The 25,493-nt window shown below is 64.9% G+C and carries 21 protein-coding genes; 6 read left to right on the top strand and 15 right to left on the bottom strand.

The window, feature by feature from the left end:
- Positions 1 to 29: 29 nt before the first annotated feature.
- The gene (locus tag PJK54_RS09150) at positions 30 to 500 is read right to left on the bottom strand and encodes a SoxR reducing system RseC family protein (protein ID WP_271302683.1); all 471 of its coding nucleotides are present in this window, start codon (positions 498 to 500) and stop codon (positions 30 to 32) included.
- Between the two features lie 146 nt (positions 501 to 646).
- Between PJK54_RS09150 and PJK54_RS09145 the strand changes: the two genes are divergently transcribed.
- Complete coding sequence (locus PJK54_RS09145; protein ID WP_271302682.1) at positions 647 to 895, top strand: VF530 family protein; 249 nt, start codon at positions 647 to 649, stop codon at positions 893 to 895.
- A gap of 205 nt (positions 896 to 1,100) precedes the next feature.
- On the opposite strand, the gene PJK54_RS09140 is transcribed toward PJK54_RS09145, so the two are convergent.
- Together PJK54_RS09140 and rpoE are read right to left on the bottom strand one after the other, a co-directional pair.
- The gene (locus tag PJK54_RS09140; RefSeq protein WP_077372155.1) at positions 1,101 to 1,817 is read right to left on the bottom strand and encodes a sigma-E factor negative regulatory protein; all 717 of its coding nucleotides are present in this window, start codon (positions 1,815 to 1,817) and stop codon (positions 1,101 to 1,103) included.
- Between the two features lie 321 nt (positions 1,818 to 2,138).
- The gene (gene rpoE / locus PJK54_RS09135) at positions 2,139 to 2,741 is read right to left on the bottom strand and encodes an RNA polymerase sigma factor RpoE (RefSeq protein WP_271302681.1); all 603 of its coding nucleotides are present in this window, start codon (positions 2,739 to 2,741) and stop codon (positions 2,139 to 2,141) included.
- A gap of 529 nt (positions 2,742 to 3,270) precedes the next feature.
- On the opposite strand from rpoE, the gene PJK54_RS09130 reads away from it, so the two are divergent.
- Positions 3,271 to 4,359, top strand: a complete 1,089-nt coding sequence (locus tag PJK54_RS09130; RefSeq protein WP_077372149.1) for a 3-deoxy-7-phosphoheptulonate synthase — start codon at positions 3,271 to 3,273, stop codon at positions 4,357 to 4,359.
- A 131-nt stretch (positions 4,360 to 4,490) separates the two neighbouring features.
- Here PJK54_RS09130 and dinG read toward each other — a convergent pair whose 3' ends face one another.
- A complete protein-coding gene (dinG, locus tag PJK54_RS09125) occupies positions 4,491 to 6,629 on the bottom strand; it encodes an ATP-dependent DNA helicase DinG (protein ID WP_077372146.1) in 2,139 nt (712 codons plus the stop codon).
- Positions 6,630 to 6,812: 183 nt separating this feature from the next.
- The gene (locus tag PJK54_RS09120) at positions 6,813 to 8,117 is read right to left on the bottom strand and encodes a DEAD/DEAH box helicase (RefSeq protein WP_077372143.1); all 1,305 of its coding nucleotides are present in this window, start codon (positions 8,115 to 8,117) and stop codon (positions 6,813 to 6,815) included.
- A 944-nt stretch (positions 8,118 to 9,061) separates the two neighbouring features.
- On the opposite strand from PJK54_RS09120, the gene PJK54_RS09115 reads away from it, so the two are divergent.
- Together PJK54_RS09115 and xthA are read left to right on the top strand one after the other, a co-directional pair.
- The gene (locus PJK54_RS09115; RefSeq protein WP_077372139.1) at positions 9,062 to 9,328 is read left to right on the top strand and encodes a hypothetical protein; all 267 of its coding nucleotides are present in this window, start codon (positions 9,062 to 9,064) and stop codon (positions 9,326 to 9,328) included.
- Positions 9,328 to 10,140, top strand: coding sequence for an exodeoxyribonuclease III (xthA, locus tag PJK54_RS09110; protein WP_077372136.1), 813 nt, complete (start codon positions 9,328 to 9,330; stop codon positions 10,138 to 10,140). The genes PJK54_RS09115 and xthA overlap by 1 nt, the downstream gene beginning before the upstream one ends.
- 137 nt (positions 10,141 to 10,277) lie before the next feature.
- On the opposite strand, the gene PJK54_RS09105 is transcribed toward xthA, so the two are convergent.
- From PJK54_RS09105 to PJK54_RS09070, 8 genes are all read right to left on the bottom strand, one after another.
- Positions 10,278 to 11,606 (bottom strand): hypothetical protein, encoded by a 1,329-nt coding sequence (locus PJK54_RS09105; RefSeq protein ID WP_271302680.1) that lies wholly within the window; start codon positions 11,604 to 11,606, stop codon positions 10,278 to 10,280.
- Positions 11,607 to 11,760: 154 nt separating this feature from the next.
- Entirely contained in the window at positions 11,761 to 12,546 is a 786-nt protein-coding gene (locus tag PJK54_RS09100) for an energy transducer TonB (protein WP_077372129.1), read from the bottom strand.
- Between the two features lies 1 nt (position 12,547).
- Complete coding sequence (locus PJK54_RS09095; protein ID WP_077372126.1) at positions 12,548 to 12,946, bottom strand: ExbD/TolR family protein; 399 nt, start codon at positions 12,944 to 12,946, stop codon at positions 12,548 to 12,550.
- Complete coding sequence (locus tag PJK54_RS09090) at positions 12,939 to 13,574, bottom strand: MotA/TolQ/ExbB proton channel family protein (protein ID WP_077372123.1); 636 nt, start codon at positions 13,572 to 13,574, stop codon at positions 12,939 to 12,941. The genes PJK54_RS09095 and PJK54_RS09090 overlap by 8 nt, the downstream gene beginning before the upstream one ends.
- Positions 13,567 to 15,033, bottom strand: a complete 1,467-nt coding sequence (locus PJK54_RS09085) for a MotA/TolQ/ExbB proton channel family protein (protein ID WP_258038154.1) — start codon at positions 15,031 to 15,033, stop codon at positions 13,567 to 13,569. The genes PJK54_RS09090 and PJK54_RS09085 overlap by 8 nt, the downstream gene beginning before the upstream one ends.
- Complete coding sequence (locus tag PJK54_RS09080; protein WP_167593047.1) at positions 15,033 to 15,899, bottom strand: DUF3450 domain-containing protein; 867 nt, start codon at positions 15,897 to 15,899, stop codon at positions 15,033 to 15,035. Before PJK54_RS09080 ends, PJK54_RS09085 begins: the two co-directional genes overlap by 1 nt.
- A gap of 365 nt (positions 15,900 to 16,264) precedes the next feature.
- Positions 16,265 to 17,191 carry an electron transfer flavoprotein subunit alpha/FixB family protein gene (locus PJK54_RS09075; protein ID WP_084209126.1) on the bottom strand — a complete coding sequence of 309 codons (927 nt, stop codon included), beginning with the start codon at positions 17,189 to 17,191 and terminating at the stop codon, positions 16,265 to 16,267.
- The gene (locus tag PJK54_RS09070) at positions 17,188 to 17,940 is read right to left on the bottom strand and encodes an electron transfer flavoprotein subunit beta/FixA family protein (protein WP_077372115.1); all 753 of its coding nucleotides are present in this window, start codon (positions 17,938 to 17,940) and stop codon (positions 17,188 to 17,190) included. The genes PJK54_RS09075 and PJK54_RS09070 overlap by 4 nt, the downstream gene beginning before the upstream one ends.
- 620 nt (positions 17,941 to 18,560) lie before the next feature.
- Between PJK54_RS09070 and PJK54_RS09065 the strand changes: the two genes are divergently transcribed.
- Entirely contained in the window at positions 18,561 to 20,204 is a 1,644-nt protein-coding gene (locus tag PJK54_RS09065; RefSeq protein WP_271302679.1) for an electron transfer flavoprotein-ubiquinone oxidoreductase, read from the top strand.
- 303 nt (positions 20,205 to 20,507) lie between these two features.
- A complete protein-coding gene (locus tag PJK54_RS09060) occupies positions 20,508 to 21,743 on the top strand; it encodes a dicarboxylate/amino acid:cation symporter (RefSeq protein WP_271302678.1) in 1,236 nt (411 codons plus the stop codon).
- A gap of 101 nt (positions 21,744 to 21,844) precedes the next feature.
- Here the strand turns inward: PJK54_RS09060 and PJK54_RS09055 are convergent, their stop codons facing one another.
- Entirely contained in the window at positions 21,845 to 22,786 is a 942-nt protein-coding gene (locus tag PJK54_RS09055) for a sulfurtransferase (protein WP_271302677.1), read from the bottom strand.
- Between the two features lie 98 nt (positions 22,787 to 22,884).
- Positions 22,885 to 25,455: an ATP-dependent helicase gene (locus tag PJK54_RS09050; protein ID WP_271302676.1), complete on the bottom strand. Its 2,571-nt coding sequence runs from the start codon at positions 25,453 to 25,455 to the stop codon at positions 22,885 to 22,887.
- Positions 25,456 to 25,493: the final 38 nt, after the last annotated feature.

Below are 25,493 nucleotides of genomic sequence, written 5' to 3'. Positions count from 1 at the left end.
GAGCAGCTGTCAGCCGAGCGCAAGAGCCGTCAGACGGCCTTGATGGCCAGCGAGCCCACCCCCAGGCGACGCAGCAGGCGGGGACGATACAGCGCCTGCTGCTCAGGACGCGCGGCATGCCAGCGCACCACGCCCAGCCCCGCCGCCAGCGAGAGCGCAAAGCCCAGCGGCACCACCAGTGCCCCTGCGCCTGCCAGCTGCTCGGCCACGATACCGCCGAGCATGCCACTCATCAGCGGCAGGCCATACAGCAGTCCCGCACTGCGCAGGAAGGCGGATTCGTCGATACCGATCACGACCCGTTCGCCGACCATCGGCCACGCCTCGCCAAGCGGCACATGAATCAGCACGCGGTGTGCCTTGCGGCGCGAGAACTGGCTCAACAGCCCGCTCCCGCAACTGCTGCGAGCCTTGCAGGCTCCACAGGTGGAGCGGCGCTGAGTCTCGACCCACACCCCTTCCCTGCCATGACCGGTGACCTGCCCTTCTTCCTGCATCATCTTGCCGACTCCTGAAATCTCGCCACCTGCCGGCAGCACATACGGGTAGAATAACGCCTTTCAGGGGGACGCTTCACCTCACCCCGCCGCCATTGCCCATCATCCCGGTCGACCGGGATGACACCCATGTCCGCACAGGAACTCTCATGAGCGAAGTACCGCCACCCTCCACCTCGCGTCTCGACCCCCTGCATGGGGTCACCCTCAAGGCGTTGCTGACCTGGCTGGTTAACCATTACGGATTCGAGACGCTGGGCGAACTGATCCCCATCAATTGCTTCCTGAGTGACCCCAGCATCAACTCCAGCCTCAAGTTCCTGCGACGCACGCCCTGGGCACGCGCCAAGGTCGAGGCGCTCTACATCCAGACGGCAGATCGCTATCTACATGACTGAGGCGGAGAGTGGCCACACCGCCAGGTGACGGCGCTGGCCGGACGCGACCAGGATATGCGGGCGCAACCAGAATATGCGGGCGCAACCAGGATATGCAGACGCAAAAAGAGGGGCAGCCACTGGCTGCCCCTCTTTTCCTGTCGCCACTTGCTGCTTTCACCTACCTTGGCAATGACGCCATCGCAGGCCAGTCATCCCGCGAAGGTTACTGGGCGACATCCTGCAGACTGATCCATTCGCTGCGCTCCGGCACGGGGCCGCGCTCGGACGACTTGCTCAGGTACGCTTCAAGCAGTCGACGCTGGGCAAGATCCGCCGCCGCGACGTTGCTGGACGACATGCCGGAGTCATAACCGCCATTCTGCGGGGCCATGAACATGGGACGTGACGGGGAAGCCGTCACGCCGACCTGCATCAGGCCGCCTGCAGCACTCGGTTGTGCCCACTGGGAAGCCTCGGCATTCACGGACGGCTGGCTGACCTGATGCACCGCGCCACCCTGCAGGCCTGAAGCCCCGCTGGCCAGCTCCGCGCCTGAGCCGTTGAGGCTCGGCACGCCGGTGTCAGTGCCGTTGAAGACCTGCACACCGGTGATCACCATCACCGCGACACCCGCCGCGATCGCGGCAGAGCCTGCGAAGGAGAAGAGGCTGCGGCGCTCGGCCACGGGTTCGGCAACCGGCGCTTCACGGGAGATCATCTCGACCTCGGCACTCACGGCCGCCGAGATATCCATGGTGAAGCTGCTCTCGCGCTCGCGGTGCATGACGCTGCGCGCAAGATGATAGCGACGCCAGGTGTCTGCCGCCTCAGGCGATTCGTCGAGCCCCTTGAGGACACGTCGCAGATCCAGCTCGTCACCCTCCGCATCCATCAGCGCGGACAGCGACTCCTTCACGGATTCGGTGGTCTTAAGATTCATGCGTAAATACCCTCACACTCGACAGGCCATCACGGGGCACAACCTGCATTTCAGACAACGAATGGCGTCATGACACGACTGGCTCGCTGCATGACTCTTGGCGGCCCGACTGAACGAACCGGCAATCTGCACACTATGATCACGCGCGCGCCAGTTCGTTCCGCGATTCATTCAGAAAACATTCACTTTTCATGCACTATCTGAACAAGCCATTGTTTTTGATGAATTTTCTCAGCAGACAAGGATGTAGACCATCGGAGACAGATACTTGCCTGTCGGGTCCTGCTCGACCGCCAGACGCCATCTTCAACAGTGCCCCTCTCAGTCAGCTACCGCCCCAGCTGCAGCAGGACTGAGCAGCCCCTGGATGGCCTTGTCCACCGATTCGCGAGCACGGAAGATGCGTGAGCGAACGGTCCCCACCGGGCACTGCATCACCTCGGCGATATCCTCATAGGACAGACCGTCGAACTCGCGCAGCGTGATGGCGGTGCGCAGGTCTTCCGGCAATTTCTCGATGGCATCGAACACCACCTTCTCCAGCTCGTCACGCGCCATGGCCGCTTCCGGTGTCTCGACATCCGCCAGACGTCCGGACTGATCCAGCACCTCGGCATCCCCGATGTCCAGATCCGTCCCCGGGGGACGCCGCCCCCGCGAGACCAGATGATTCTTGGCGGTATTGATGGCGATGCGATACATCCAGGTATAGAAGGCGCTCTCCGCCCGGAAATTGGACAAGGCGCGATAAGCCTTGATGAAAGCTTCCTGGGCGACATCCTGGACTTCGGCATGATCATGCACATAACGGCTGATCAGGCCGAGAATCTTGTGTTGATACTTGTTGACCAGCAGATCGAAGGCGCGGTTATCCCCTTTCTGGGCGCGCTCGACCAGCTGCTGATCTGTCTCATTGACACTCATTCACTCGCTCCCTCCGCGGGAGTGGAGGCACCGCTAGAGACGACTCGCAAAGACGTCCCCGGGGCATCAGTACCTGATGGAAATTGCGACTCGCGCATATGGAATCCGGCCCCTTTGACATTCATGCTCATGGATGCGTCGCGCAATTCGAACAGCACACTGGCTACCTTGCACCCGTTCGGGCGACCAAAATCAACGCACAGTGTTCCTGTTTATCATTTGCACGGCAAGACACGTGGTGGCCAAAGCCACAGGTTTTCCATGCCTACGCCTGAGATGACCGTGTTTGGCGACGCTGACTCGCTCAAGTGTAACGTTTACTTTACGACTGACTCATTGCCAGGCATGACACTCGCTCCTGACCCCTCCATTTACCTTGACAGGTGATTTATATTGCGCCAAAGCCGCTGACAAGCGTCAAAGCAGCAGATACCATGGAGCCATTCACGACTCCACTCACGGCAGGGGGACAGCCTCTGCCAGGATCTGCGCTCACGATTGCGGACCGAACAACGCTCAGGACACCGTCATGTCAGAACAGCACGTCAACAACCTCAACGTCCTGTCCCAGGATGTACTGATCACTCCGCAGGCGCTCAAGCAGGACATCCCGCTGACCGACAAGGCCGAGCAGACCGTCATCGAAGGCCGTCGCACCATCCAGCGCATTCTGGACGGCGAAGATCCGCGCCTGCTGGTGGTGGTCGGCCCCTGCTCCATCCATGACCTGGACGCCGCCCGCGACTATGCTCGCCGCCTGAAGGTGCTCGCGGAAGAGGTCAAGGACAGCCTCTACATCGTGATGCGCGTCTACTTCGAGAAGCCGCGCACCACGGTCGGCTGGAAGGGATTGATCAACGACCCGCACCTCAACGATTCCTTCGAGATCGAGGAAGGCCTGCACATCGCCCGCGGCCTGCTGGTCGAACTGGCCGAGATGGGCCTGCCGCTGGCCACTGAAGCGCTGGACCCGATCTCCCCGCAGTACCTGCAGGACTGCATCAGCTGGTCCGCCATCGGCGCGCGCACCACCGAATCCCAGACTCACCGTGAGATGGCGTCTGGCCTCTCATGCCCGGTCGGCTTCAAGAACGGCACCGACGGCTCGCTGGATGTCGCCGTCAACGCCCTGCAGTCCGTCTCCCACGGCCACAACTTCCTGGGCATCAATCAGGCCGGTCAGGTCGCGATCATCCGCACCCGCGGCAACGCCTACGGCCACGTCGTGCTGCGGGGTGGCAACGGCAAGCCGAACTATGACAGCGTCAGTGTCGCCCTGGCCGAGCAGGAACTGGCCAAGGCCGGCGTCACCGCCAACCTGATGGTCGACTGCTCCCACGCCAACTCCAACAAGGACCCGGGCCTGCAGCCGCTGGTGCTGGAAAACGTCACTCAGCAGATTCTCGAGGGCAACCGCTCCATCATGGGCCTGATGGTCGAATCGCACATCAACTGGGGCGCCCAGAAGATCAATGCCGACCGCAGCAAGATGGAATATGGCGTTTCCATCACCGATGCCTGCATCGACTGGGCGACCACCGAAGAGACCTTCAAGACCATGGACACCAAGCTCAAGGACGCCCTGCGCGCCCGTCTCGAGCAGTCCGCCGAAGCCTGATACGCACCGGACAGGCAGACAGAAAAAGCCCCGCCGATCGGCGGGGCTTTTTTGTGGCCACTCAGTACCTGCGAATCAGTACTTGCGAATCAGTACTTGCGAATCAGCACTTGCAGATCAGGGCTTGCGGATCAGTTCTGACGTACGCCGTCAATCTCGCGCACGAAGGGCGGCAATGCCTCGATCAGCTGCTGACCGTAACGCTTGGTCAGGATGCGCCGATCCAGAATCGTGATGCGCCCTTCATCGGCCTCCTTGCGGATCAGGCGTCCGCAGGCCTGCACCAGCTTGATGGACACATCGGGCACCGCGATGCGCATGAACGGATTGCCGCCTCGCGACTCGATCCACTCTGCAAGCGTCGCACCGACCGGGTCATCCGGCACCGCGAACGGCAGCCGCGTGATCACCACATGGGTCAGGTACTTGCCGGGCAGATCGATCCCCTCGGCGAAGCTCGCCAGGCCGAAGATGATGCTGCCGCGACCACCATCCACCGCCTTGCGGTGCTGACTGAGCAGCTCGTGCTTGGGCAGGCGACTCTGGGCCAGCACCCGCTTGCGGGTCTCGTTGTCCAGCGCCTTGTTGACCGCCGCCAGCTGCTTGCGCGAACTGAACAGCACCAGCACCGCCTCGCGCACATCCAGCGCATTGACGAAATCGACGATCGCCTGCTCATGCGGGCCGGGCGGCGACGGTTCTACCGCCTCGCGCGGGATGGCCAGCACCGCCTTGCCATAATCGAACGGGCTGGGCAGTCGCTGATAGCGATAGCGATTGGCCAGACCAGCGCGCTCCTGCAGGCGTTCGAAGCGGTTGAGCGCCGTCAGGGTCGCGGACGTCAGTACCGCGCCGAAACAGGCCCCCCACAGGTGGCGCGCCAGGGTCTCCGCCGCCGAGACGGGGCTGGCCGAGACGGTCATCTCCGGTTCGCCATTGAAGCGCTCGAAGGTCAGCCAGCGCGCATGCGGCGGGCCATCCGCGGGGTCGCTCAGGCCGATGGCCTCCCACAGCGCATGGGCTTCCAGCGCACGTCCATGCAACAGGGCCACCAGCGGCAACCAGTCCTCGGCATTCTCCTTGGGCAGGCCTGTCGCCTTCTCCGGGTCCAGACTCTCGCGCAGGATATCGGCGATCTGCTCCAGCGCCCGTGACAGCTCCGCGAAGCCCTTGAGCAGATTGTGCCCCAACTCCTTGAGCGCCTCCGGTGCCTGGCCGCGCTCGAAACGATGATTGGTGGCATCATCGCCCGCCCCCTCCGGCAGGTCAGCCAGCTGGTGGCCCAACCCGAACACCTCGCCCAACCGCGGCTCGATGTCGGCCAGCAACTCCGGCATGCGCGCCAGCAGGCGCCCGATGGTCGGCTGACTGCCCAGCGCCGCGTTCAGCTCGGTGAGCGACTTCTTGAGATTGCCCAACCAGCGCAGCGTCTGATTGATCGGCGTGCGGTGGTGGAAGTGGTCCAGCGCCTTGTCCGGCAGGTGATGCGCCTCATCGAAGACGTAGATGCAGTCACTGGGTGAGGGCAGCACCAGCCCGCCGCCCAGCGAGAGATCCGCCAGCACCAGATCATGGTTGGCGACGATGATGTCGGCCTGCTCCAGCTGACGGCGGGCACGGAAGAAGGCGCACGCCGAGAAGTGGCTGCAGCGGCGATTGGTGCACTGGCGGTGGTCCGTGGTCAGCCGCGCCCAGTCGCGATCCTCGACCTGCAGCGGCCAGCTGTCGCGGTCCCCGGCCCACTCGCCGCTGGCATAGTCCTCGGCCATCTTGCCGGCCAGCTCCACGAAGCTGCCACCATCGCTGGCGATCATGTCGCGCTCGAACAGCGCCATGGTCGGGTTGTCCTCGACGCCTTCCAGCGCCTGATCCAGCTTCTGTACGCACAGATAGCGCCGCCGCCCCTTGGCCAGCGCATAGTCGAAGGTCAGCCCCGAATGCTTCTTGAGCGCCGGCAGGTCCTGATGCATGACCTGCTCCTGCAACGCGATGGTGGCGGTGGAGACCACCAGCCGCTTGTCGCGTGCCTTGGCCACCGGCAGCGCGGAGAGCAGGTAGGCGAGCGTCTTGCCGGTACCGGTACCGGCCTCCAGCACGCAGACGTGCTCGTTGCCGAGGCGATACCCTTCCGGATTCTGCTCGATGTTGCCCAGGGTGCGTGCAATCTCGGCGATCATCAGCCGCTGCCCATAGCGCGGCGTCAGCTCAAGCCCCTCAAGCAGCTTGCGATAGGCGGTCTGGATCTCGCCCTTGAGACTGTCTTCCAGCATTGCGTGTCTCTCCTTGTGCCGAGCTGACCGCCGTGCGGTGCCCTAGCGCAAGACGGCGAACAGCCTGAGCTGTTCGCCGTCTTGCGCTTACTTTCTTCTGACTGCGCTGCCGAGCCATGCCCTGATGAGTGGCATCGGTCATCCAGGCCAGACAGCCAGCATGAGCGGGGTATCACCCTCGCGTCACAGCATGCCCTGTGGCGGTTGCTCGCGGGGCAGCGTTTCCTGGATGTACTCCTCGATCTCCGGCAGGGAGAACACATCCTCCTCGCCGATGAAGCTGATCAGGCTCACGTCACTGAAGCTGGCACGATGCACGTAATCTTCCGGCACCTCCGGCAGCGTGAAGTTGATGGCATGGGTGGCATCTTCCAGCGGCAGTCCCCGCCCGGCCACGTCACTGACCACCAGCACCTTGAGCTTGCCGTTGCGGAAGGCGTCCTGCGCCTCGAGACGTGCCGTCTGGGTCTCGGCACCCGACATCAGCGCCACCTCGATGCCTGCCTCGCGCAGAGCGGCATCGATGCGACGCACCAGCGCACGGGTATTGCCGAATACCACCACGCGCTCCAGCGCGTCCTGCTCGACAAGCTTGACCAGCAGACGCAGCTTGTCGTCGTCGCTGACGGTATAGGCCTGCACGCCCGCGTTGTCTGCCGGGATGGCAGCCGCGGCTTCATGCTCCACCGCCACCTGAGCGGCCTCATGCGTCCACTGCTCTGCCAGGCCCAGCACGTCGGAGGACAGCTCGGCGGAGAACAGCAGTGTCTGGCGCTCCTCGGCACGCGGCGTGGCGCGGATGATGCGCTTGACGTCCGGGATGAAGCCCATCGACAGCATGCGGTCGGCCTCGTCGACCACCAGCACTTCGGTCTCGGAGAGATCGACATCGCGCTTGGTATGGAAGTCCAGCAGGCGGCCCGGCGTGGCGACCAGCAGGTCGACCTTGCGCTCGAGACGCTCACGCTGCTTCTGGTAGTCCATCCCGCCGACCACGCAGGCCACGGAGATGCGCGCGAATTCGGAGAATGCCTTGGCATCCTTCTCGATCTGCAGCGCCAGCTCACGGGTCGGCGCGATGATCACGGCACGCGGGGCACCCGGCTTCTGACCTTCCGGCGCCTTCTCTTCCAGAAAGTAGGCGAGCGTGGCGATCAGGAAGGCAGCCGTCTTGCCGCTGCCGGTCTGGGCGCGCCCGACCACGTCACCGCCCAGCAGCGCCTTCTCGAAGGTCTGGGTCTGGATCGGGGTGCAGTATTCGAAACCGGCCTTCTGGATGGCACGCATCAACGGCAGCGGCAGATCGAAATCGTGGAAGCGCCACTGACCGGCGACCGGCGCGACCTGGAACTGATCAAGGTTCCACTTGGACTGGGAGCGACGCGGCTTGCGGCGACGACGCTTGGGCTTTCTGGGCTTCTGGTTCGGGTCCTGCGGCTCTTGCTGAGTCTGCTCAGCGGCTGGCTGGGTCTGATCCGTCTCGCTCATGTAATCCGTTCTTTTCAAGGGTTCATATGCGACAGGCGCGGGCCGCTCTCGGAATCTCGCCACGACAGGCCACACCCGGATGGTTCGTCATGCCCAGTGGTCTCACCTGGTTCGCCTGACCCGCTTGTGACAAGCGGTCGTCTCGGGCTGCATGCGCCTTTGCCGGATTGGGAGTCATCCCGTGCCTGTCTGCTCCCCTTCGGGGGTATGCGTCTCCAGGGCCACGCAGGCCCCGGGTGCAGACATGCACGAATGCTCTCACCTGTTCTGAACGGATTCACGCATCCGGATCTCCCCTGCCCGAATGTTCGGCAGGGGCTGGAGCGGACGTCGGCCATGAGGGTCAGCTCACCTGGCATCGGTCATGTCATCGCCGCGCACAGGGAACCGACAGGCTCATGGGTCGCCACAAGGGCGGCCAGTACTGCGTGTCGGTGGAATGGTTGTCTTCTGTCATCTTCTTTGGGCCCGGCGAGGACACGCTGAACGCTTCCTGCCGGAGCGACCGGGCGGTACGTTGCAGGCCAGGTCAACGAGGCTGGCGGGTCCTGAGAGCCGTTCCCCCGGCACGGCATTCAAGCAACGTGCCGCGAAGGCAGGGTACTTGAGACATGCGTGTGGAGGGTGAGGCTTCGGATCCTGCGGCCAGTCGCGAGTCGCGCCTGCGGGTAACAACGATGATGCCGGATCATTGTACCAGCACGTGACCATCTTCGCGCCCCTGCGTGGCATCGTGATGACCCCGCCCGGGCATGGGGAAACCTCCCATCACCATCTGCGTCCTGCAGACATCAGGGGAGCGGCGTGTGACATGGCGCATGGCACCTGCCCCGTGCAGGCTGGTAGAATGCCCGCCAACTGATGCGATTGCCCGCACGCCACGCCCTGACTTGCGCGTGTGCCCGAGGCTGGCGACTGCTGACACCGAACAGGAAAGCCCGAAGATGACACGCAGAAAGAAGAGCCGCTCCATCGCCGACAAGGTGCAGATTCGCACCGGCCGCCGCAAGGACTTCAAGAAGTGGCGCGCCGAGAATCCGGATCAGGTACATTCCGGACCTCGCTATGTGGCCAAGAAGAAGGATCAGCGCAAGAGCCAGGCAGCCGCCAAGCTGGAACGCATGAACGCCGCCCCGCTGCTGCCGCTGCATCCGGACGCCCCTGCCGAGCAGGACGACAAGGGCGGAAATGATGAGGGAGGCAAGGCGTGATGCGACTGGTGTCCTTCAACATCAATGGCATCCGTGCGCGTCCGCATCAGCTGGAAGCGCTGATCGAGGCGCATCAGCCGGACGTCATCGGCCTGCAGGAAACCAAGGTGCAGGACAGTGAATTCCCCCACGCGCACATCGAGGCACTGGGATATCACGTGGTCTGGCACGGCCAGAAGGGCCACTACGGCGTCGCGATGCTGACCCGCCAGGTGCCGAAGAAGGTGCATTACGGCATGCCCGATGACAGCGAAGATGCCCAGAAGCGCATGATCGGCGTCGAGATCGACGGCCCGAACGGCGAACCGCTGATCGTCTACAACGGCTACTTCCCCCAGGGCGAGAATGTCGAGCACCCGGTGAAGTTTCCCTACAAGACGCGCTTCTATCAGCAGCTGTTCCGCCTGCTGGAAGAGGACCACACCCCCGATCAGCACGTGGTGGTGATGGGCGATTACAACATCTCGGCGACTGACCGCGACATCGGCATCGGCGAGCCCAATCGCAAGCGCTGGCTGCGCGAAGGCAAGACCAGCTTCCAGCCCATCGAGCGCGAGTGGATGGAGCGTCTCTACGCCTGGGGCCTGACCGACAGCTTCCGCCACGTGCACCCGGAAGTCGATGACCAGTTCAGCTGGTTCGACTATCGCTCGCGTGGCTTCGAGCGCGAGCCCAGACGCGGCCTGCGCATCGACCTGATCATGACCAGCCCGGGGCTGACCCCGCTGATCAAGGATTCCGGTGTCGATTACGTGCTGCGTGGCATGGAAAAGCCATCGGACCACGCGCCCGTCTGGACCGATATCGGCTGATACGCTGAGCAACGCTAGCGCGAACACGATCGCCAGATACGCAAACGCCGCCTTCCCCCCGTCTCAGGACGACCAGGAAAGGCGGCGTTTGCGTTGCACTGACGGTCAGACAGCCAGGAATCGCGGGGGTGGGCGCCTCAGCGCTGCGCGAGTGACTTCAGCCAGTCATCGGCCCCTTCGGCGCCGCGTGCCTGCGCCTTCTTGAAGGCCTCACGCGCGGGGTCCAGCTGGTCAAGCTGACGGGCGACCACACCGCTGAGCAACCAGTGACGCGCGGAATCATCCCCGCGCTCACCGGCACTGGCCAGGGCACCGCTCGCGATATCCCAGCGCCCCCAGTCATAGGCCAGTTCCGCCAGCTGCCGAGCATCCTCGACACGGCCACTCTGCTCGGAAACCGTCGCCCACGCCGTCAGCGAGTGCTCGATGTCGCGCGCCGAGGTCCAGGCCTCTGCCAGCTGACGACGCAGTACCGGCGTGTCTACCAGCAACGGCTGCCCCTCGGGGGTTGCCGACGTTGAAAGTCCCGCCTCGATCAACTCCGCGGCTCGCGCCGGCGCGCCGGCGGCCAGTTGCAGATCGATGCGCTGCTGATAGGCCTCGCGACCACTGACGATTCCCGCCGCCCAGGCGGCTTCCCAGGTACTCGCCGCACGCCGCTGCTGATTGAGACGCTGATAGAGCGCCACGGCGCGCTGCCAGTCCTGCGCATCCCGCGATTCGCCAAGTCCCTGCTCGACCAGTGCCACCGCCGCAGCATGGCGTCCCGTCTGCTGATAGACGCTGACGGCAAGTTTCAGGCGATCGCCTTCAGGCGCACTCGCTCTGCTGGCGCGCTCCAGCCAGTCCTCGGCCCGCGACCACTGGCCACGGTTGGCTTCCAGGCTGACGGCCAGCCACAGATCATCGGCACTCGCCGAGCCGCCATGCAGGTACTCCGCCAGACGTGCGGTACCGGCTTCCTGCTCTCCCGCCCGCAATCTCAGCATGGCTTCGCGCCGCAGCCACTTGCGCGCCTGACTGGCATCGACGCCCGGCAACCGGCGCGCTTCGCCATAGAGACGCGCCGCCTGGGCCTGATCCCCTTGTCTTGCCCGCGCGCTGGCGGCCAACGACAGATACAGCGCACGTACCTCGCCACGTTGCTGACGGGCTTCCCGCTCGGCACGCTCGCCGACCTCGTCGTAATCCCCCTCTTCCAACCGTGACTGGAGCGTGCGCAGCTGCCCCGCGACCTCCGCCGACACGCGCATTGCCCCATTCGCGGTGGCGACGCCCCCGACCTCCATCATCAGCATCAGACAGGTGGAGACCAGGGTCACGCGCGTCAGGCGACGCCCGCCGCGACGAATCGCCGTCATCAGACGAGCGCCGAGACCTTCAGGCGTCGCTGACTCGGCAGGCGCCTGTCGCGTGGACTGCCCGCGCGGTGAGCGCTTGGCGGAATGCTTGTCTTGGTTCGACATCGTACGGATATCCTTTGCTCCACGACTCAAGTACGTCTCAGATACGCCTCAGGCGTCATGCCTGCCATCTGCTTGCAACACCAGCTCTCTTCTACACCAGATTCGCGGCGAAGACATGAATGACAGGTACCGCTTTGCATGCGCCCGGGTTGCCTCAACGCAACTGGAACTCAAGCCGTTGACGCGCCTGACGCGCTGTCTGGGCCGCCGGGAACTCCCAGCGCGCGATGGCCTTCATCGCGGCGCGATCAAAGACACCGGAAGGCTCTGCACGCACCACCCTCAGCGAACTGCCATCGACATTGCCATCCGGACGAATCACGAAGGCCACCTCGACGAAGCCCTCGATGCCACGCCGGCGTGCACGACTGGGGTACTCAGGCGCCGTGCGCAGCGTCGGGCGGGGCGAGCCCCCTTGCGCCGCGGGTGCCGGGGTCGACCTGGCCTCCGATCGAGAAGCACTGGCGGTGGCCTGGGCACTGGACTGGGCTGACGCCTGGGAGGCGGGTGCCGGGGCCGGCTTCGGCGTTGGCTTGGGTTTCGGATCCGGTTTCGGCTCCGGTTTCGGCTCCGGTGTCGGCGGACGCTTCACCTCCAGTGGCGGCAGGCTGTCATCCAGCGTCAGCTCCGGCGTTGGCGGCAGTGGTGTCTTGACCTCAGGGATCGCCACCGAGCTTGTCACCTCTGGTGACGGCATCGGTGCCGCTTTAGGCGGCGGCGGTGGCTCGGCCGGTGGTGTCGGCAAGGCCTCTGCCGGCGCCGCTTCAGGGGCGGGTGCCTCTTCAGGCGCCTGAACGGTCGAGACCGACAGCGGCTCAGGCGCCGGCGCATCGTTCACCGGCGGCGCCACCAGCAGTGCCAGGGCATAGAACAGGGCCAGCGCCAGCAGGGCTCCGCCCAGCAATCCGATCAGTCGATTGGCATACAGACGTCGCGTCATGTCATTCGCCTTTCGATGCCGCGACCGCGATGTCCTGCACTCCCGCACTGCGCAGCGCATCCATCGTCTCCACCAGCAGCCCGGTCCGCGATTGACGGTCCGCCTGGATCACCACCGGTTGGCCATCGGCCAGCTCCGCCACCGCGTCCCCGACACGGTGGGCATCCACCGGCTTGCCATCGACCCACACCGCGCCCTCGGCGGTGATCGCCACCATCACGGCCGCATCCGGACGCGCCGTGGCATGCGAGGCCTCGGGGCGCTGGATCTCGACCCCCGACTCCTTGACGAAGCTGGTGGTGACGATGAAGAAGATCAGCATGATGAAGACGACGTCCAGCATTGGCGTCAGGTTGATCTCGCCGCTGTCTTCCGCGGCTTCCATGCGACGTCTACGCATGCGGTGTCTCGCTTGTATCAGAGGAATCGGAGTCAGGCGCGATGGACATGCCGCCAGGTACCTTGCCCTTGCGGGCATCATCCACGGCGCGCGCCAGGCGGTCGTGCAGGCGTTGGTCCTCACGACGCACGACACGCTCGAAACGGGTCACGAACAACAGTCCCACCACCGCCACCGCCATGCCGGCCAAGGTCGGCAAGGTGGCACGCGCCACGCCATCGGCCATCGCTCGCGCCTGGCCGGTACCGGCGATCGCCAGGGAATCGAAGACGTGAATCATGCCGGTCACGGTGCCCAAAAGGCCCGCCAGCGGGCAGATCATCACCAGCAGCTTGAGCCACGGCAACGGCGCGCGCAGGCGTGACAGCAGCTCACGGGTCAGTACCTCGCGGTGAGTGAGCGCCGACCAGCTGTGGTGCTCGCTGCGCGCCACCCAGTCGTGGATCAACTGGCGGCGTGCCGGCCGATGCACCAGCCGCCAGTAAAGGCCGCGCTCCAGCGCCAGACCGAACAGCAGCATGGCGATCAGGCAGATCACCACGATCAGAGGCCCGCCGCTATCCACCAGCCGCATGACCGGTGCCAGCGCACCGGGCAACAGGGAAGAAGAGGCCAGCGACTCAGGCATGCTCGGTTTCCCGCGTGCGGGCATTGGCCGTCGCCGCGGCGGCGGGCGCACGACGCTCGAGGTGATCCGCCAGACGCGCACTGGCACGCCCTTCCAGGCGTCCCATCAGCCCCTTCGACAGGCTCGACAGACCGGTCTGCGCGAACAGCAGCGGCACGGCGGTGATCAGACCCAGCACGGTGGTCACCAATGCCTGGGAGATGCCGCCGGCCATCAATTTCGGATCGCCGGTACCGAAGACGGTGATCGACTGGAAGGTGCCGATCATGCCGGTCACGGTGCCCAGCAGACCCAGCAGTGGCGCGATGGCCGCCAGCAGCTTGACCAGTGCCTGACCACGTTCCAGCTTCGGTTGCTCGGCGAGCAGCGCCTCATCGAGACGCGCTTCCAGCGCTTCCGGCTCATGATCATGACGCATGCCTTCAAAGCGGGTCAGCACGCGGCCCAGCGGGTTGTCATCCTTGAGCTGGGTCAGATCCGCTTCCTGACGCTTGACCGCGCGCCGCGTGGCCGTCAGGCGCACCAGCTGGATCAGCGCGATGATCAGCCCCAGCACGCCAAGCCCGACGATCACGTAACCGACCGCCCCGCCCTGCTTGAGTCGCTCGGTCAGCCCCGGCGCACGTGACAGGGCGCGGGTGACATCACCCCCGGTGGGATCGAAATCGAGTCGATCGGTATCGCCGGCATTGAACGCCGCCAGCTGATCACGCATGGTCGCTGGCGTCTTGCCGGCAAGGCCGAGACTTTCCAGTGCGCTTGCACCATCCACGGCCTTGTCATCGGACAACGGTGAGAGCAGCAGATCGCCACTGAAGGCCATCTGCTCGCCGACACGCACGATCTCGCGTGGCTTGATGCTGCCATCGGCACCGGCCAGCGGTGCCTTGAAACGCAGCGCACGGCCACTTTCGCGGGCGATGCTACTGATGTCGGCCGTCAGGGCCGCGAGTCGCTCACGACCGGGCACTTCATCCCGCGGACCAAGGTCCGGCAGTCGGGCCTGCCCACCGGCCAGCAACCAGTTGCCGGCCACCCCTTCACGGACTTCCCGCGCATGCTTGCGCGCCACCGTGAAGACCTGGCCGAGATCACCCTGCTGCGCCTGGCGCTCGTCATCCAGGCCGCTGAGGGTCGCCTGCTGCTGCTTCGCTTCGGCTTCAAGGGTCTCGCGCTTCTCGCGCAGGCTGTCACGTTGCGCCTCGGCCTTGGCCACGGCCGCCTTGAGCGCTTCACTGTCCGACAGCAACGTCTCCAGGCGTGTCTGATCGCGACCTTCCGCCTGACTGGCCGCCTGCTCGAACTGCTCGACGCTCAGTGCCTGTGCCGCGGAGCCGGTCACGGCATGTGCCGGCAGCGCGCTCATGCCGAGCACGCCCAGCAGGCTCACGCCGAGCCACCCGCGCTTGAGCGCGCCAGACATCGACAGTCGCGGGAATGTCTTGTGCATCATGGACATCAGCTGGACTCCTGCGCGGACGGGGTAGACGAAGCGGCATTGGAGACAGCCTGACGAGAGGCGTCGAGCTCCACGTTTTCCACCGGGACGGACAGCGGCAAGGTGAGCAATGACGGTGCCTGCTGGTCACGCGCCATGCTGATTCCCTGGCGCAGCTCGCTCAGCGCACTGTCATCCAGTACCTGCCAGCTGTCATTCTGCGTCTTCCATGCCCCGCCGTGCTGGCCATCCAGCGTCAGGTAATAAAGCCCCACGCGACCGACACGCAGATACTGCACCTCGGTGTCCTCCGCACCGATCAGCCCCGCACGCCAGGTATCCAGGCCCTGGCCGTAGCTCAGCTCCTGCTGCCAGGCATTGAGCAGCTGATCGAGGCGCTCGTCATTGGTGAGACTGGCGTTGGACAGGTTGTCGCGCAGCCGTGCGACACGCGCCAGACGCTCTTCCTTCAGGAAGGGCAGGTCCTGCTCGATGAACGCTTCCAGCTCATTGACCTGCTCACGCAGCAGGCCCGGCAAGGACTCGCGAGTGGCCTCGAGATTCTCGAGCGCCGTGCGCTGACGCTCGATTCGCGCGGCACGGTCGGCATTGAGAGGGGTCAGTTCCGCGGTATAGCTTTCCAGACGCGCCGCTTCCTGACGCGCCTCGCGCAGCCTCACCAGCAATTCGCGGGTCTCGTCGTCAGCCGCGTCGATGCGCGACTGCAACTCCCCCTGGGTCTGCTGATGACTCGCCGCACTGTCACGCAGCGTCTGTGCATGAACCGGCAGACTCGTGGCACACAGAGGCACCATCAGCGCCAGCGCGGGCAGCATGCCGCCAAACGCGCGCGCCCTCGGGAAAGAGAAAGAAGTGGAACGCCGCACGGACATCTCCTGAAGAACAAGACTGGGTTGCATCCTCGGTCACTGGCCATGCTGCCAGAGAGTCGCGAGTGGAAATGCAAATCACTGGCAGGGACGGTATTACAAACAAGAACAATTATCAATTGATCTCGATCCGCACTCGCCTCCATCTCTGCAATGCCGCGTTGCAGGCTTTCCCCTCGCGTGCCGACGCTCATGCAGAGCCTGTCAGATGTCATGCCCTCGGGATGCCATGCAGGCAGACGCCATGACGTGACGATGTCTGATCCGGGCACAAAAAAAACGCGACCCGCCGAAGCGGGTCGCGTTTTCTGCTCATGTCCGGTCCGGGTGTCCGGCGCCGGATGAGAGGTCAGCGCACTGTCTTACAGCTTGCCTTCCAGCTCCGGCAGCACCTCGAACAGATCTCCGACCAGACCGTAATCCGCGACCTGGAAGATCGGCGCCTCATCATCCTTGTTGATCGCGACGATGACCTTGGAGTCCTTCATGCCCGCCAGGTGCTGGATCGCACCGGAGATGCCGACGGCAATGTACAGGTCCGGGGCAACGATCTTGCCGGTCTGGCCGACCTGCATGTCGTTGGGCACGAAACCGGCATCCACGGCGGCACGTGAGGCACCGATGGCGGCGCCCAGCTTGTCGGCGATGCCGTCGAGCAGAGCGAAGTTCTCACCGTTGCCCATGCCGCGGCCACCGGAGATCACCACCTTGGCAGCTCCCAGCTCCGGACGCTCGCTCTCGGCCAGCGTCTCGTTGACGAAGCTGGAGACACCGGCATCCTCGACGACATCCACCGCCTCGATGGCCGCCTGGCCGTCAGCCGCCACCGGGTCGAAGCCGGTGGCACGCACGGTGATCACCTTCAGGACGTCGTCACTCTTGACGGTCGCGATGGCGTTGCCGGCATAGATCGGACGCAGGAAGGTATCGGCACTCTCGACCGCGATGATCTCGGAAATCTGTGCGACGTCCTTCAGCGCTGCCACGCGCGGCATGAAATTCTTGGCCGTGGTGGAAGCACCGGACAGCACATGGCTGTAGTCGTCCGCCAGCGCCACGACCAGTGCCGAGACATTCTCCGCCAGCTGATGGGCGTAGACCGCGTTGTCCGCCACGCGCACACGCTTGACGCCGGCAAGCTTCGCGGCCTGCTCGGCAACGCTCCCGACACCTTCCCCCGCGACGAGAACATCGATATCGCCACCGATGGCGCTGGCAGCCGCTACCACACTGGCAGTGGTACCTGTCAGCTGGCCATCGTGATGATCGGCAATGACGAGAATGCTCATGAGATCACCTTTGCTTCATTCTTGAGTTTGTCCACCAGCTCATCGACGGAGCCGACCTTGACGCCACCCTGGCGCTCGGCCGGCGGCGTCACCTTGACCAGCGTGACCTTCGAGGCCGTGGAGACACCCAGCTCTTCCGGCGTCTTGACGTCCAGCGGCTTCTTCTTGGCCTTCATGATGTCCGGAAGCTTGGCGTAGCGCGGCTCGTTGAGGCGCAGGTCCGTGGTGACCACCGCCGGCAGGCTGAGCTTGACGGTCTGCAGCCCCCCGTCGATCTCACGAGTGACGTTGACGCTCTCGCCGTCGACCACCACCTCGGAGGCGAAGGTGCCCTGCCCCATGCCGGTGAGCGCCGCCAGCATCTGGCCGGTCTGGTTGTTGTCGGCATCGATGGACTGCTTGCCGAGAATCACCAGGCCAGGCTGCTCTTCCTCGACCACCTTGGCCAGCAGCTTGGCCACTGCCAGAGAGTCGACGGCGTCATCGGTCATCACCTGCACCGCGCGATCTGCCCCCAGCGCCAGCGCGGTACGCAGCTGTTCCTGGGCGGCCTTCGGCCCGATGGTCACGGCCACGACCTCGGTCGCCACGCCTTTTTCCTTCAGGCGTACCGCTTCTTCCACGGCAATCTCGCAGAAGGGGTTCATGGCCATCTTGACGTTGGTCAGATCCACGTCAGACTGATCCGCCTTGACGCGAATCTTGACGTTGTAATCGATGACGCGTTTCACCGCGACGAGTACTTTCATGGTGTCCTCGCTGATCTCTCATGGAGCGAGAGGCTGCTCGAGGCGCCCCCGCTCGATTCATGCAAGCGTTTGATAGGTGAATATCATCCAAAATAGGTCGTGCTGACAAGCACCGCGTCACGGCACCCCATCCCACGACCCGAAGGCATGCTGCCTGCTGCTGGCGAACGCTGCTCGCCGGCCGTTGACAACCGGCCCTGATGGCAACGGATCATCATTCTCATGGGGGCATCTTGCGCAGAATTGGGGGTCGGGGTCAAACCGGAAAGCCACCATCCGGGTGCCCGGACATGAAACCCGTCAGGCGATATCCTGCAACACGCCGTGTGGCTATTACGTCAGACCCAAGCATAATAAACAAACGGTCGTTTTAAATGCTACTGTTGCGGCATGCTATGCGGCTGCCTTGCGCATGACAGCTCGCCACGACGGGATGGGAGCCATATCCTTCACTGTCGACACGACGAGCACAGCATCGTTTTTTGCTTTGGCGAGCCACCGCCCTGACGCGCGCCGCCGAAGATCAATAGCCCTGCGATCAGCAACGACTGATCGTGATACGCCCACCCCGCCGGATCCGCGGGGCCTGATACAGGGCATCAAGATTGAGGAGACGGGTCATGGAACGCGAATTCATGGATTTCGACGTCGTCATCGTCGGTGCCGGGCCTTCCGGCCTGTCGGCGGCCTGTCGACTGATGCAGCAGGCCAATGAGGCGGAGCACGAACTGACGGTCTGCGTGGTCGAGAAAGGCTCTGAAGTCGGCGCCCATATCCTGTCAGGCGCAGTGCTGGAGCCACGCGCACTCACCGAACTCTTCCCCGACTGGGCCGAGCGCGGCGCGCCGCTCAATACCGCCGTGACCCGTGATGAAGTCGTGCTGCTCAAGGATGACCAGAAGGCACAGGTCATCCCCAATGCACTGGTTCCCAAGACCATGCACAACGATGGCAACTACATCATCAGCGCCGGCAACCTGACCCGCTGGCTGGGCGAGCAGGCAGAGGAACTGGGCGTCGAGATCTTCCCGGGCTTCGCCGCTCAGGAAGTGCTGCACGGAGAAGATGGCACGGTGCGCGGCATCGTGGTCGGCGACATGGGCGTGGCCGCCGATGGCAGTGAAAAGGATGGCCACATGCCGGGTATGGAACTGCGCGGCAAGTACACCCTGTTCGCCGAGGGCTGCCGCGGGCATCTGGGCAAGCAGCTGATCTCGCGCTTCTCTCTCGACAAGGACGCCGATGCCCAGCATTACGGCATCGGCCTCAAGGAGCTGTGGGATGTCCCGGCCGAGCAGCATCAGCCTGGGCTGGTAGTCCACGGCAGTGGCTGGCCGCTCAAGGGCAACGCCGAAGGCGGCTTCTTCCTCTATCACACCGATGACCAGCAGGTGGTGGTGGGCCTGATCGTCGATCTCGCCTACGACAATCCGTACCTGTCACCCTTCGATGAATTCCAGCGCATGAAGCAGCACCCGACCCTGGCTCGGCACCTCGAAGGCGGCAAGCGGGTCTCCTACGGGGCGCGCGCCATCGCCAAGGGCGGCCTCAACTGCCTGCCGAAGATGAGCTTCCCGGGTGGCCTGCTGATCGGCTGTGACGCCGGTACGCTCAACTTCGCCAAGATCAAGGGCCTGCACACCGCGATGAAGTCCGGCATGCTGGCGGCGGAGAGCGTGTTCGCCGCCATCAAGAGCGGCGATGAGGGTGGCGTGGACCTCGTCGACTTCGGCAAGCGCTTCCAGGACAGCTGGGCCCATGAGGAGCTGGATGCCTCGCGCAGCTTCGGCCCGGCGATGCACAAGTACGGCACCTTCCTCGGTGGCGCCTACAACTTCCTCGACCAGCTGATGGGCGGCCGACTGCCGACCCTGCATGACACCACCCCGGACTACGCGCGCATGCGCCCGGCGGATGAATGCACGAAGATCGAGTATCCCAAGCCGGACGGCAAGCTGTCCTTCGACAAGCTGTCCTCGGTGTTTCTCTCCAACACCAATCACGAGGAAGACCAGCCGTGTCACCTGCGTCTGGCAGACCCGGCGCTACCGGTGCGTGACAACCTGCCGCGCTTCGCTGAGCCGGCCCAGCGCTACTGCCCCGCCGGGGTCTACGAGATCATCGAGGAAGCCGGTGAGCCGCAGTTCCAGATCAACTTCCAGAACTGCGTGCACTGCAAGACCTGTGACATCAAGGACCCGGCGCAGAACATCACCTGGGTCGCCCCGGAAGGTGGCGGTGGCCCCAACTATCCGAACATGTGACCCAACGCTGCCCGCCAGCTGACAACGCCGCCGTGGCCCTGCCGCGGCGGCGTTGTCGTTTCTGGCCTCCCGTACGGAGCTGCTCCGTGGACCGCTGCGCGGTCCGCTTCAGCAGGGAGATGTCGCGCTCTCACGAGGGCGCTTCTTGTGTTATTCCAAAATAGTCTCAAATACTTCATTGATATAACTTTCCATGGATAGCACATTAGCCATCCTTGATTTCACTCACTCCAACGGGGTCAGACGGCGCAGCACCCGAGCGTCGACTCGCCTCTTCCTGACTTCCCTTGCTTCGGAGCCACCATGTCCGTCACTCGTCAGATACTGCTCGCCCTGGGGCTGGGTATCCTCAGCGGCCTTGCCCTGAACGCCGGAGCAGGTGCCTTGCCCGAGGGCAGTGTCGCCTGGCTCGACGTCAACCTGCTGACGCCGGTAGGCCAGATCTTCCTGCGTCTGCTGCAGTTCGTGGTGGTACCGATGGTCTTCGGTGCCCTCATCCTCAGCCTGACCAGTCGCGAAGGCGGTGCTGACGTGGGCCGCCATGCCGGGCGTCTGCTGGGCAGCTACGTGGTCACCAGCGCCGTGGCGCTGACGCTGGGCATGCTGGTCGCTCATTGGCTCAGCCCGGGCAGCGGTGCCGAGAGCCTGGTGGACTCGGCGCCTGAAGGCCGCAATGCCGACAGCATCGCCCAATGGCTGGTGGGGCTGGTGCCCAACAACCCCTTCACGGCGCTGGGTGGCGGCGGCCTGCTGCAGGTCATCTTCGCGGCCGCCCTGATCGGCCTGGCGATGCGTGCCCTGCCGGAAGAAAGCGCGCCGCTGCATCGCGTGATCGAAAGCGGCTACACCGTCAGCCTCAAGGTACTGTCCTTCGTGCTCAAGCTGGCCCCGCTTGGTGTCTTCGCGCTGATCACCTCGGTGATCGCCACCCAGGGGCTGGATCTGCTGATGCGGCTGGGCATGTACGTGATCGGTCTGATCATCGCGCTGGCCTTGATGGCACTGCTCTATCTGGTGCTACTGGCCGTGACCGGTGCCCGCCCGCTGGCCTTCATGCGCCACTTCGGCCAGAGCCTGGGCTTCGCCTTCGGTACCGCCAGTTCCGGTGCCACCCTGCCGCTGGCGCTGGGCAATGCACGCGACTACGGCATGCAGGAATCCCTGGCCAGCTTCGCGCTGCCCTTCGGTACCGCGCTCAAGCGTGATGGCGCCGCCGTGCTGCAGGGCTTCAATGCGCTATTCGTGGCGCAGCTGTTCGGTATCGACGTCACGACGTCACTGGTGATCACCGTCTTCACCACCGGTCTGCTGGTCAGCTTTTCCACGGCGGGCGTGCCGGGTGCCGGGCTGGTCGCGATGACCACCGTGCTGGGCGCGGCGGGCCTGCCGCTGGAGGGCGTGGCCGTGGTCGCCGGCGTCGACCGCTTCACCGACGGCCTGCGCACCGCCCTCAACGTGATGGGCAACTGCGCCAACGCTGCCCTGCTGGAGCGCTTCGAGTCGCGCAAGCCCGCCGCGGAGCCCAAGACGCCAGCCTGAGCGCGCACGGAAAGCGCGCCCCACAAACGACAACGCCCGCCAGAGGTTTCTCTGGCGGGCGTTGTCGTTTCGGCAATATCCTTGTCGGGCTTGCCTGAATGCTACCCTTCGCTGGCCTCGCCGGTGGCGACCGGGCGTTCGGCGTCACTGATCCAGTCACTCCAGGAGCCGGCGTACAGACGCGGCAGCGGCAGTCCCGCGATCGCGAAGGCCAGGATATTCTGACAGGCGCTGATGCCGGAACCGCAATAGGCGATCACGGCGCTGTCATCCGGCAATGTCCGGCGCAGCTCGCGCATCAGGCTCATGCGGTCCTTGAAGCGACCATTGGCCTCGAGATTGCCGGGGGTCGGGCGACACAGGGCGCCGGGGATATGGCCGGCCACCGGGTCGACCGGCTCCTGCTCACCGCGAAAGCGCGCTTCACCCCGGGCATCCAGCAGCACCGCCTGACTGCCCACCACCTCCTCGGCAGTGACCAGCAGGCTGTCGTCAAAGCTCGGCTGCCAGTCACTGGGCGCGGAGGCCACTGGCTGGGAGGGAGCGCGCTTGAGCTCGCCCATGGCCTGATTCCAGGCCTGGATGCCGCCATCCAGCACACGCACATCCGGATGCCCGGCCCAGGTCAGCATCCACCACAGGCGCGCCGCCGCCATCTGGCCACCCATGTCGTCATAGACCACCACCTGTTGCTCGGGCGTGATGCCGAGACGGCGAAACAGCTCGGCTGTCGCCTGGTGCGACGGCAGTGGATGACGACCGCCCACGCCGTCCTCGCGCACGGGCGCGGAAAGATCACGTTCCATATCGACATGGATGGCCCCTGGCAGGTGCCCTTCACGCCACATCCGCTCGCCCGCCTCGCCATCCTCGAGGCGAGCGCGGCAATCCAGTACCACGGGGGACTTGAGCCCTGCCATCGCCAGCTGGGTCACCAGCTGACTGGCGTCGATCAAGGGTGCCTGCCGCTGGTCCGGGGCCAGCAACGATGAGGTGGAGACGGAGGCTGCCGCCAGTGCGGCAGGATCGGGATACTGGGCCATGGGAACTCCTTTCCAGCGGACGGTGACGCCATGAAGGCATGATGGCCCTCACGTCGATGATTGGCAATCGCGCACCTTGCCACCCTGGGCGTCTGGTCTTACAGAGCGGACAGTGGCGCACGCGAGGCGATCAGGCGTCGCTTGCTGCCATCGGTAAAGCGCACTTCGACCAGCGGATTGGTGTCATTGCCGGACACCTCTTCGATCACGCCCTCGCCAAAGGTGTCATGAGCGACACGCTGCCCCACCTTCCAGCCACCGACGCTTTGCAGCACGCCAGACACCTCGCTGCGAGAAGAGGATGACGTGCGGGAATGACGGCCCCCGGAACGAGGCTGACGCCGGCTGGATGCGGCGTCAGCGGTCTTGCCTACGCCACCGGGCTTGCTCTGGTGCTCGGCTCTGGGCCTGGGCGAGGCCTCAAGCGTCGGCGGCGTGATGCCATGACGTACCAACGGCAGGCGCGCCAGATAGGCCTCGCCAAGGGCTGGCGCGCTCACGCGCAGGGTCTCGGTACTTTCAGAGGACGCCTCGCGACTGGATGCGTCGCCTTCACCGGCCTGCTGGCGAGCGAGCTTGGCACGCTTGCCCGCACCGTGAATCCAGTCACCGAGGCGGGAGCAGTCCTCTACACACAGTTCCGCCAGGAAGCGACTCGGCGCATGGGTCCCGCCATCCCGCCACAGATGCAGCTGTTCGCGAGCACGGGTCACACCGACATAGCACAGACGTCGCTCTTCCTCGAGGCGCTCCGGCGACAGCGGGTTGTCGCGCGAGTAGGCCGGGAAGTCCTCTTCGTTCATGCCCCAGAGGCCTACCAGCGGCCATTCCAGCCCCTTGGCACCATGGACCGTGGTGATCAGCACGCCATCGGCGGCATCCTCGACCGGGTTGCGCAGCAGGTTGACGAAGGCCTCGGGGTCGTTGGCAAGCTCCCCCGCCTGCTCGATCAGCACGTCCAGCAGACGCACGTCCTCCTCGCCCTTGTCCCGTCGGGCCGCGGCCCGTCTCAGCACCTTGTCGGCTTCCAGCTCATCGACCACGTGCCGCAGCAGCCGCGCGGGAGCCCAGTCGCCCAGCGAAGGGAGATCACACAACAGCTTCCAGCGCTTGTGCAGGTTGCGGCGCTGCAGCGGCTTGAGCCCTTCGAGAATCGGGTCTTCCTTGCGCGGCCAGCGCTGGCTGTCGGCCAATTGCTGACACAGACGCTCGAGGCGTTCGCGCGCGACGAAGGCGGTGGGCTGGGTGAACAGCAACATCAGATGCGCCGGGTCACGCAGCCGCGTGGCGTCACGCGCAAGCTCCAGATAGCCTGCCAGCGCCTGCACCAGTGGCAGGCGGAACACGAAGCGATCGCCCTGCCCGAGACGGAAGGGAATCCCGGCCTTGAGCAACTGCAGCTGCACCGGCACCGACAGCGCCCAGCTGCGCACCAGCACGGCGGCCTCGGCACCGCTGCGCCCCGACTCACGCCAGGCGGTCAGCGCCGCGACCAGACTGGCGGCCCCCTGCCCTTCGAACAACCGCGTCGGCGGTGTGCCGGGTGCAGCCAGACACAGCTGATCCGGGCGGCGCGCATTGGCGGCGATCGCGTGATTGGCCGCCAATGCCAGACGATGACCATGGCGAAAGGTGTAACTGAGCGGGAAGTCCAGCGGGGACGGGAAACTCTCGGCGAAACGCGTCAGCATGTAATCAGGGCGGGCGCCACGCCACTCATAGATGCACTGGTTGGCGTCACCTACCGCCATGACTTCTGCCACGGTGCTGGATGATTCGCCGGTGACTGCCGGCGAGGAAGCCGCAGTGGACGGCGCACCGGCCAGCAGCGCCAGCATGCGCTGCTGCGCCTCATTGATGTCCTGATACTCATCGATGATGACGTGCTGCAGATGCCCCTGGATACGCGCACGGGTCTCCGGCTCCTTCTCCAGCTGACGCAGCGGCCGGTAGAGCAGATCGGCATAGGTCATCTGGCCATGCTGCTCGAGCAGCTGCTCAAGCTGGGCGAAGGACTCGACGAAGTGACCGGTGTGCTCACCAAGGTTCATGCGCTCGTACAGCAGCGTCGGTTCGCACATCTCGGCCTTGACCAGATCACAGAACTGGGCAAGCGCTTCGAGACGCTCACCTTCCAGTGCCGCCTCACGATCGGCGCGGTCGGCATCGCCCAGGGCACGCTGGGCGGCCTGCTTGAGCAGCCGCTCCAACGCCCAGTCCTGCTGGATCAGCTCGCGCGGCGCCAGACTCCCCCAGCGCACCAGGGTAGTGGTCAGGCGATGACCGATGGAGTGGAAGGTGCGGACATCCGGCAGCCGCGTGCCCGGTGGCGCCGACTGCGCCAGCTTGGCGACGAAGTCCTCGCGCGCCGAGCGGTTGAACATCAGCACCAGAATCCGCTGCGCCGGAATGCCTTCCGCCAGCAGACTCAGCACTCGCGCCACCAGCGTGGTTGTCTTGCCGGAGCCTGCCACCGCCGCGACCCGTGCGTGTCGTCCGCGATGTGCCACCACGGCACGCTGCTGATCCGTCAGCCGTTGCGTCAGCTGGCCGACGGCGTGCGCGAGCGGCGAGACCGGTTCCGCACCGTCGGTGGCGACATCATCTGGCGTGACGCCGATGGCCTCGACAGGGGTATCAGGCGCGACTGGCGGGAGAGTAGAAGACATGAAGACCTGCAATGGCTGACGAGGGACGGCAAGGATGC

Source organism: Cobetia sp. MMG027 (assembly GCF_027947415.1).
Taxonomy (GTDB): domain Bacteria; phylum Pseudomonadota; class Gammaproteobacteria; order Pseudomonadales; family Halomonadaceae; genus Cobetia; species Cobetia marina.
This window is presented reverse-complemented; position numbering and strand designations above follow the sequence as displayed.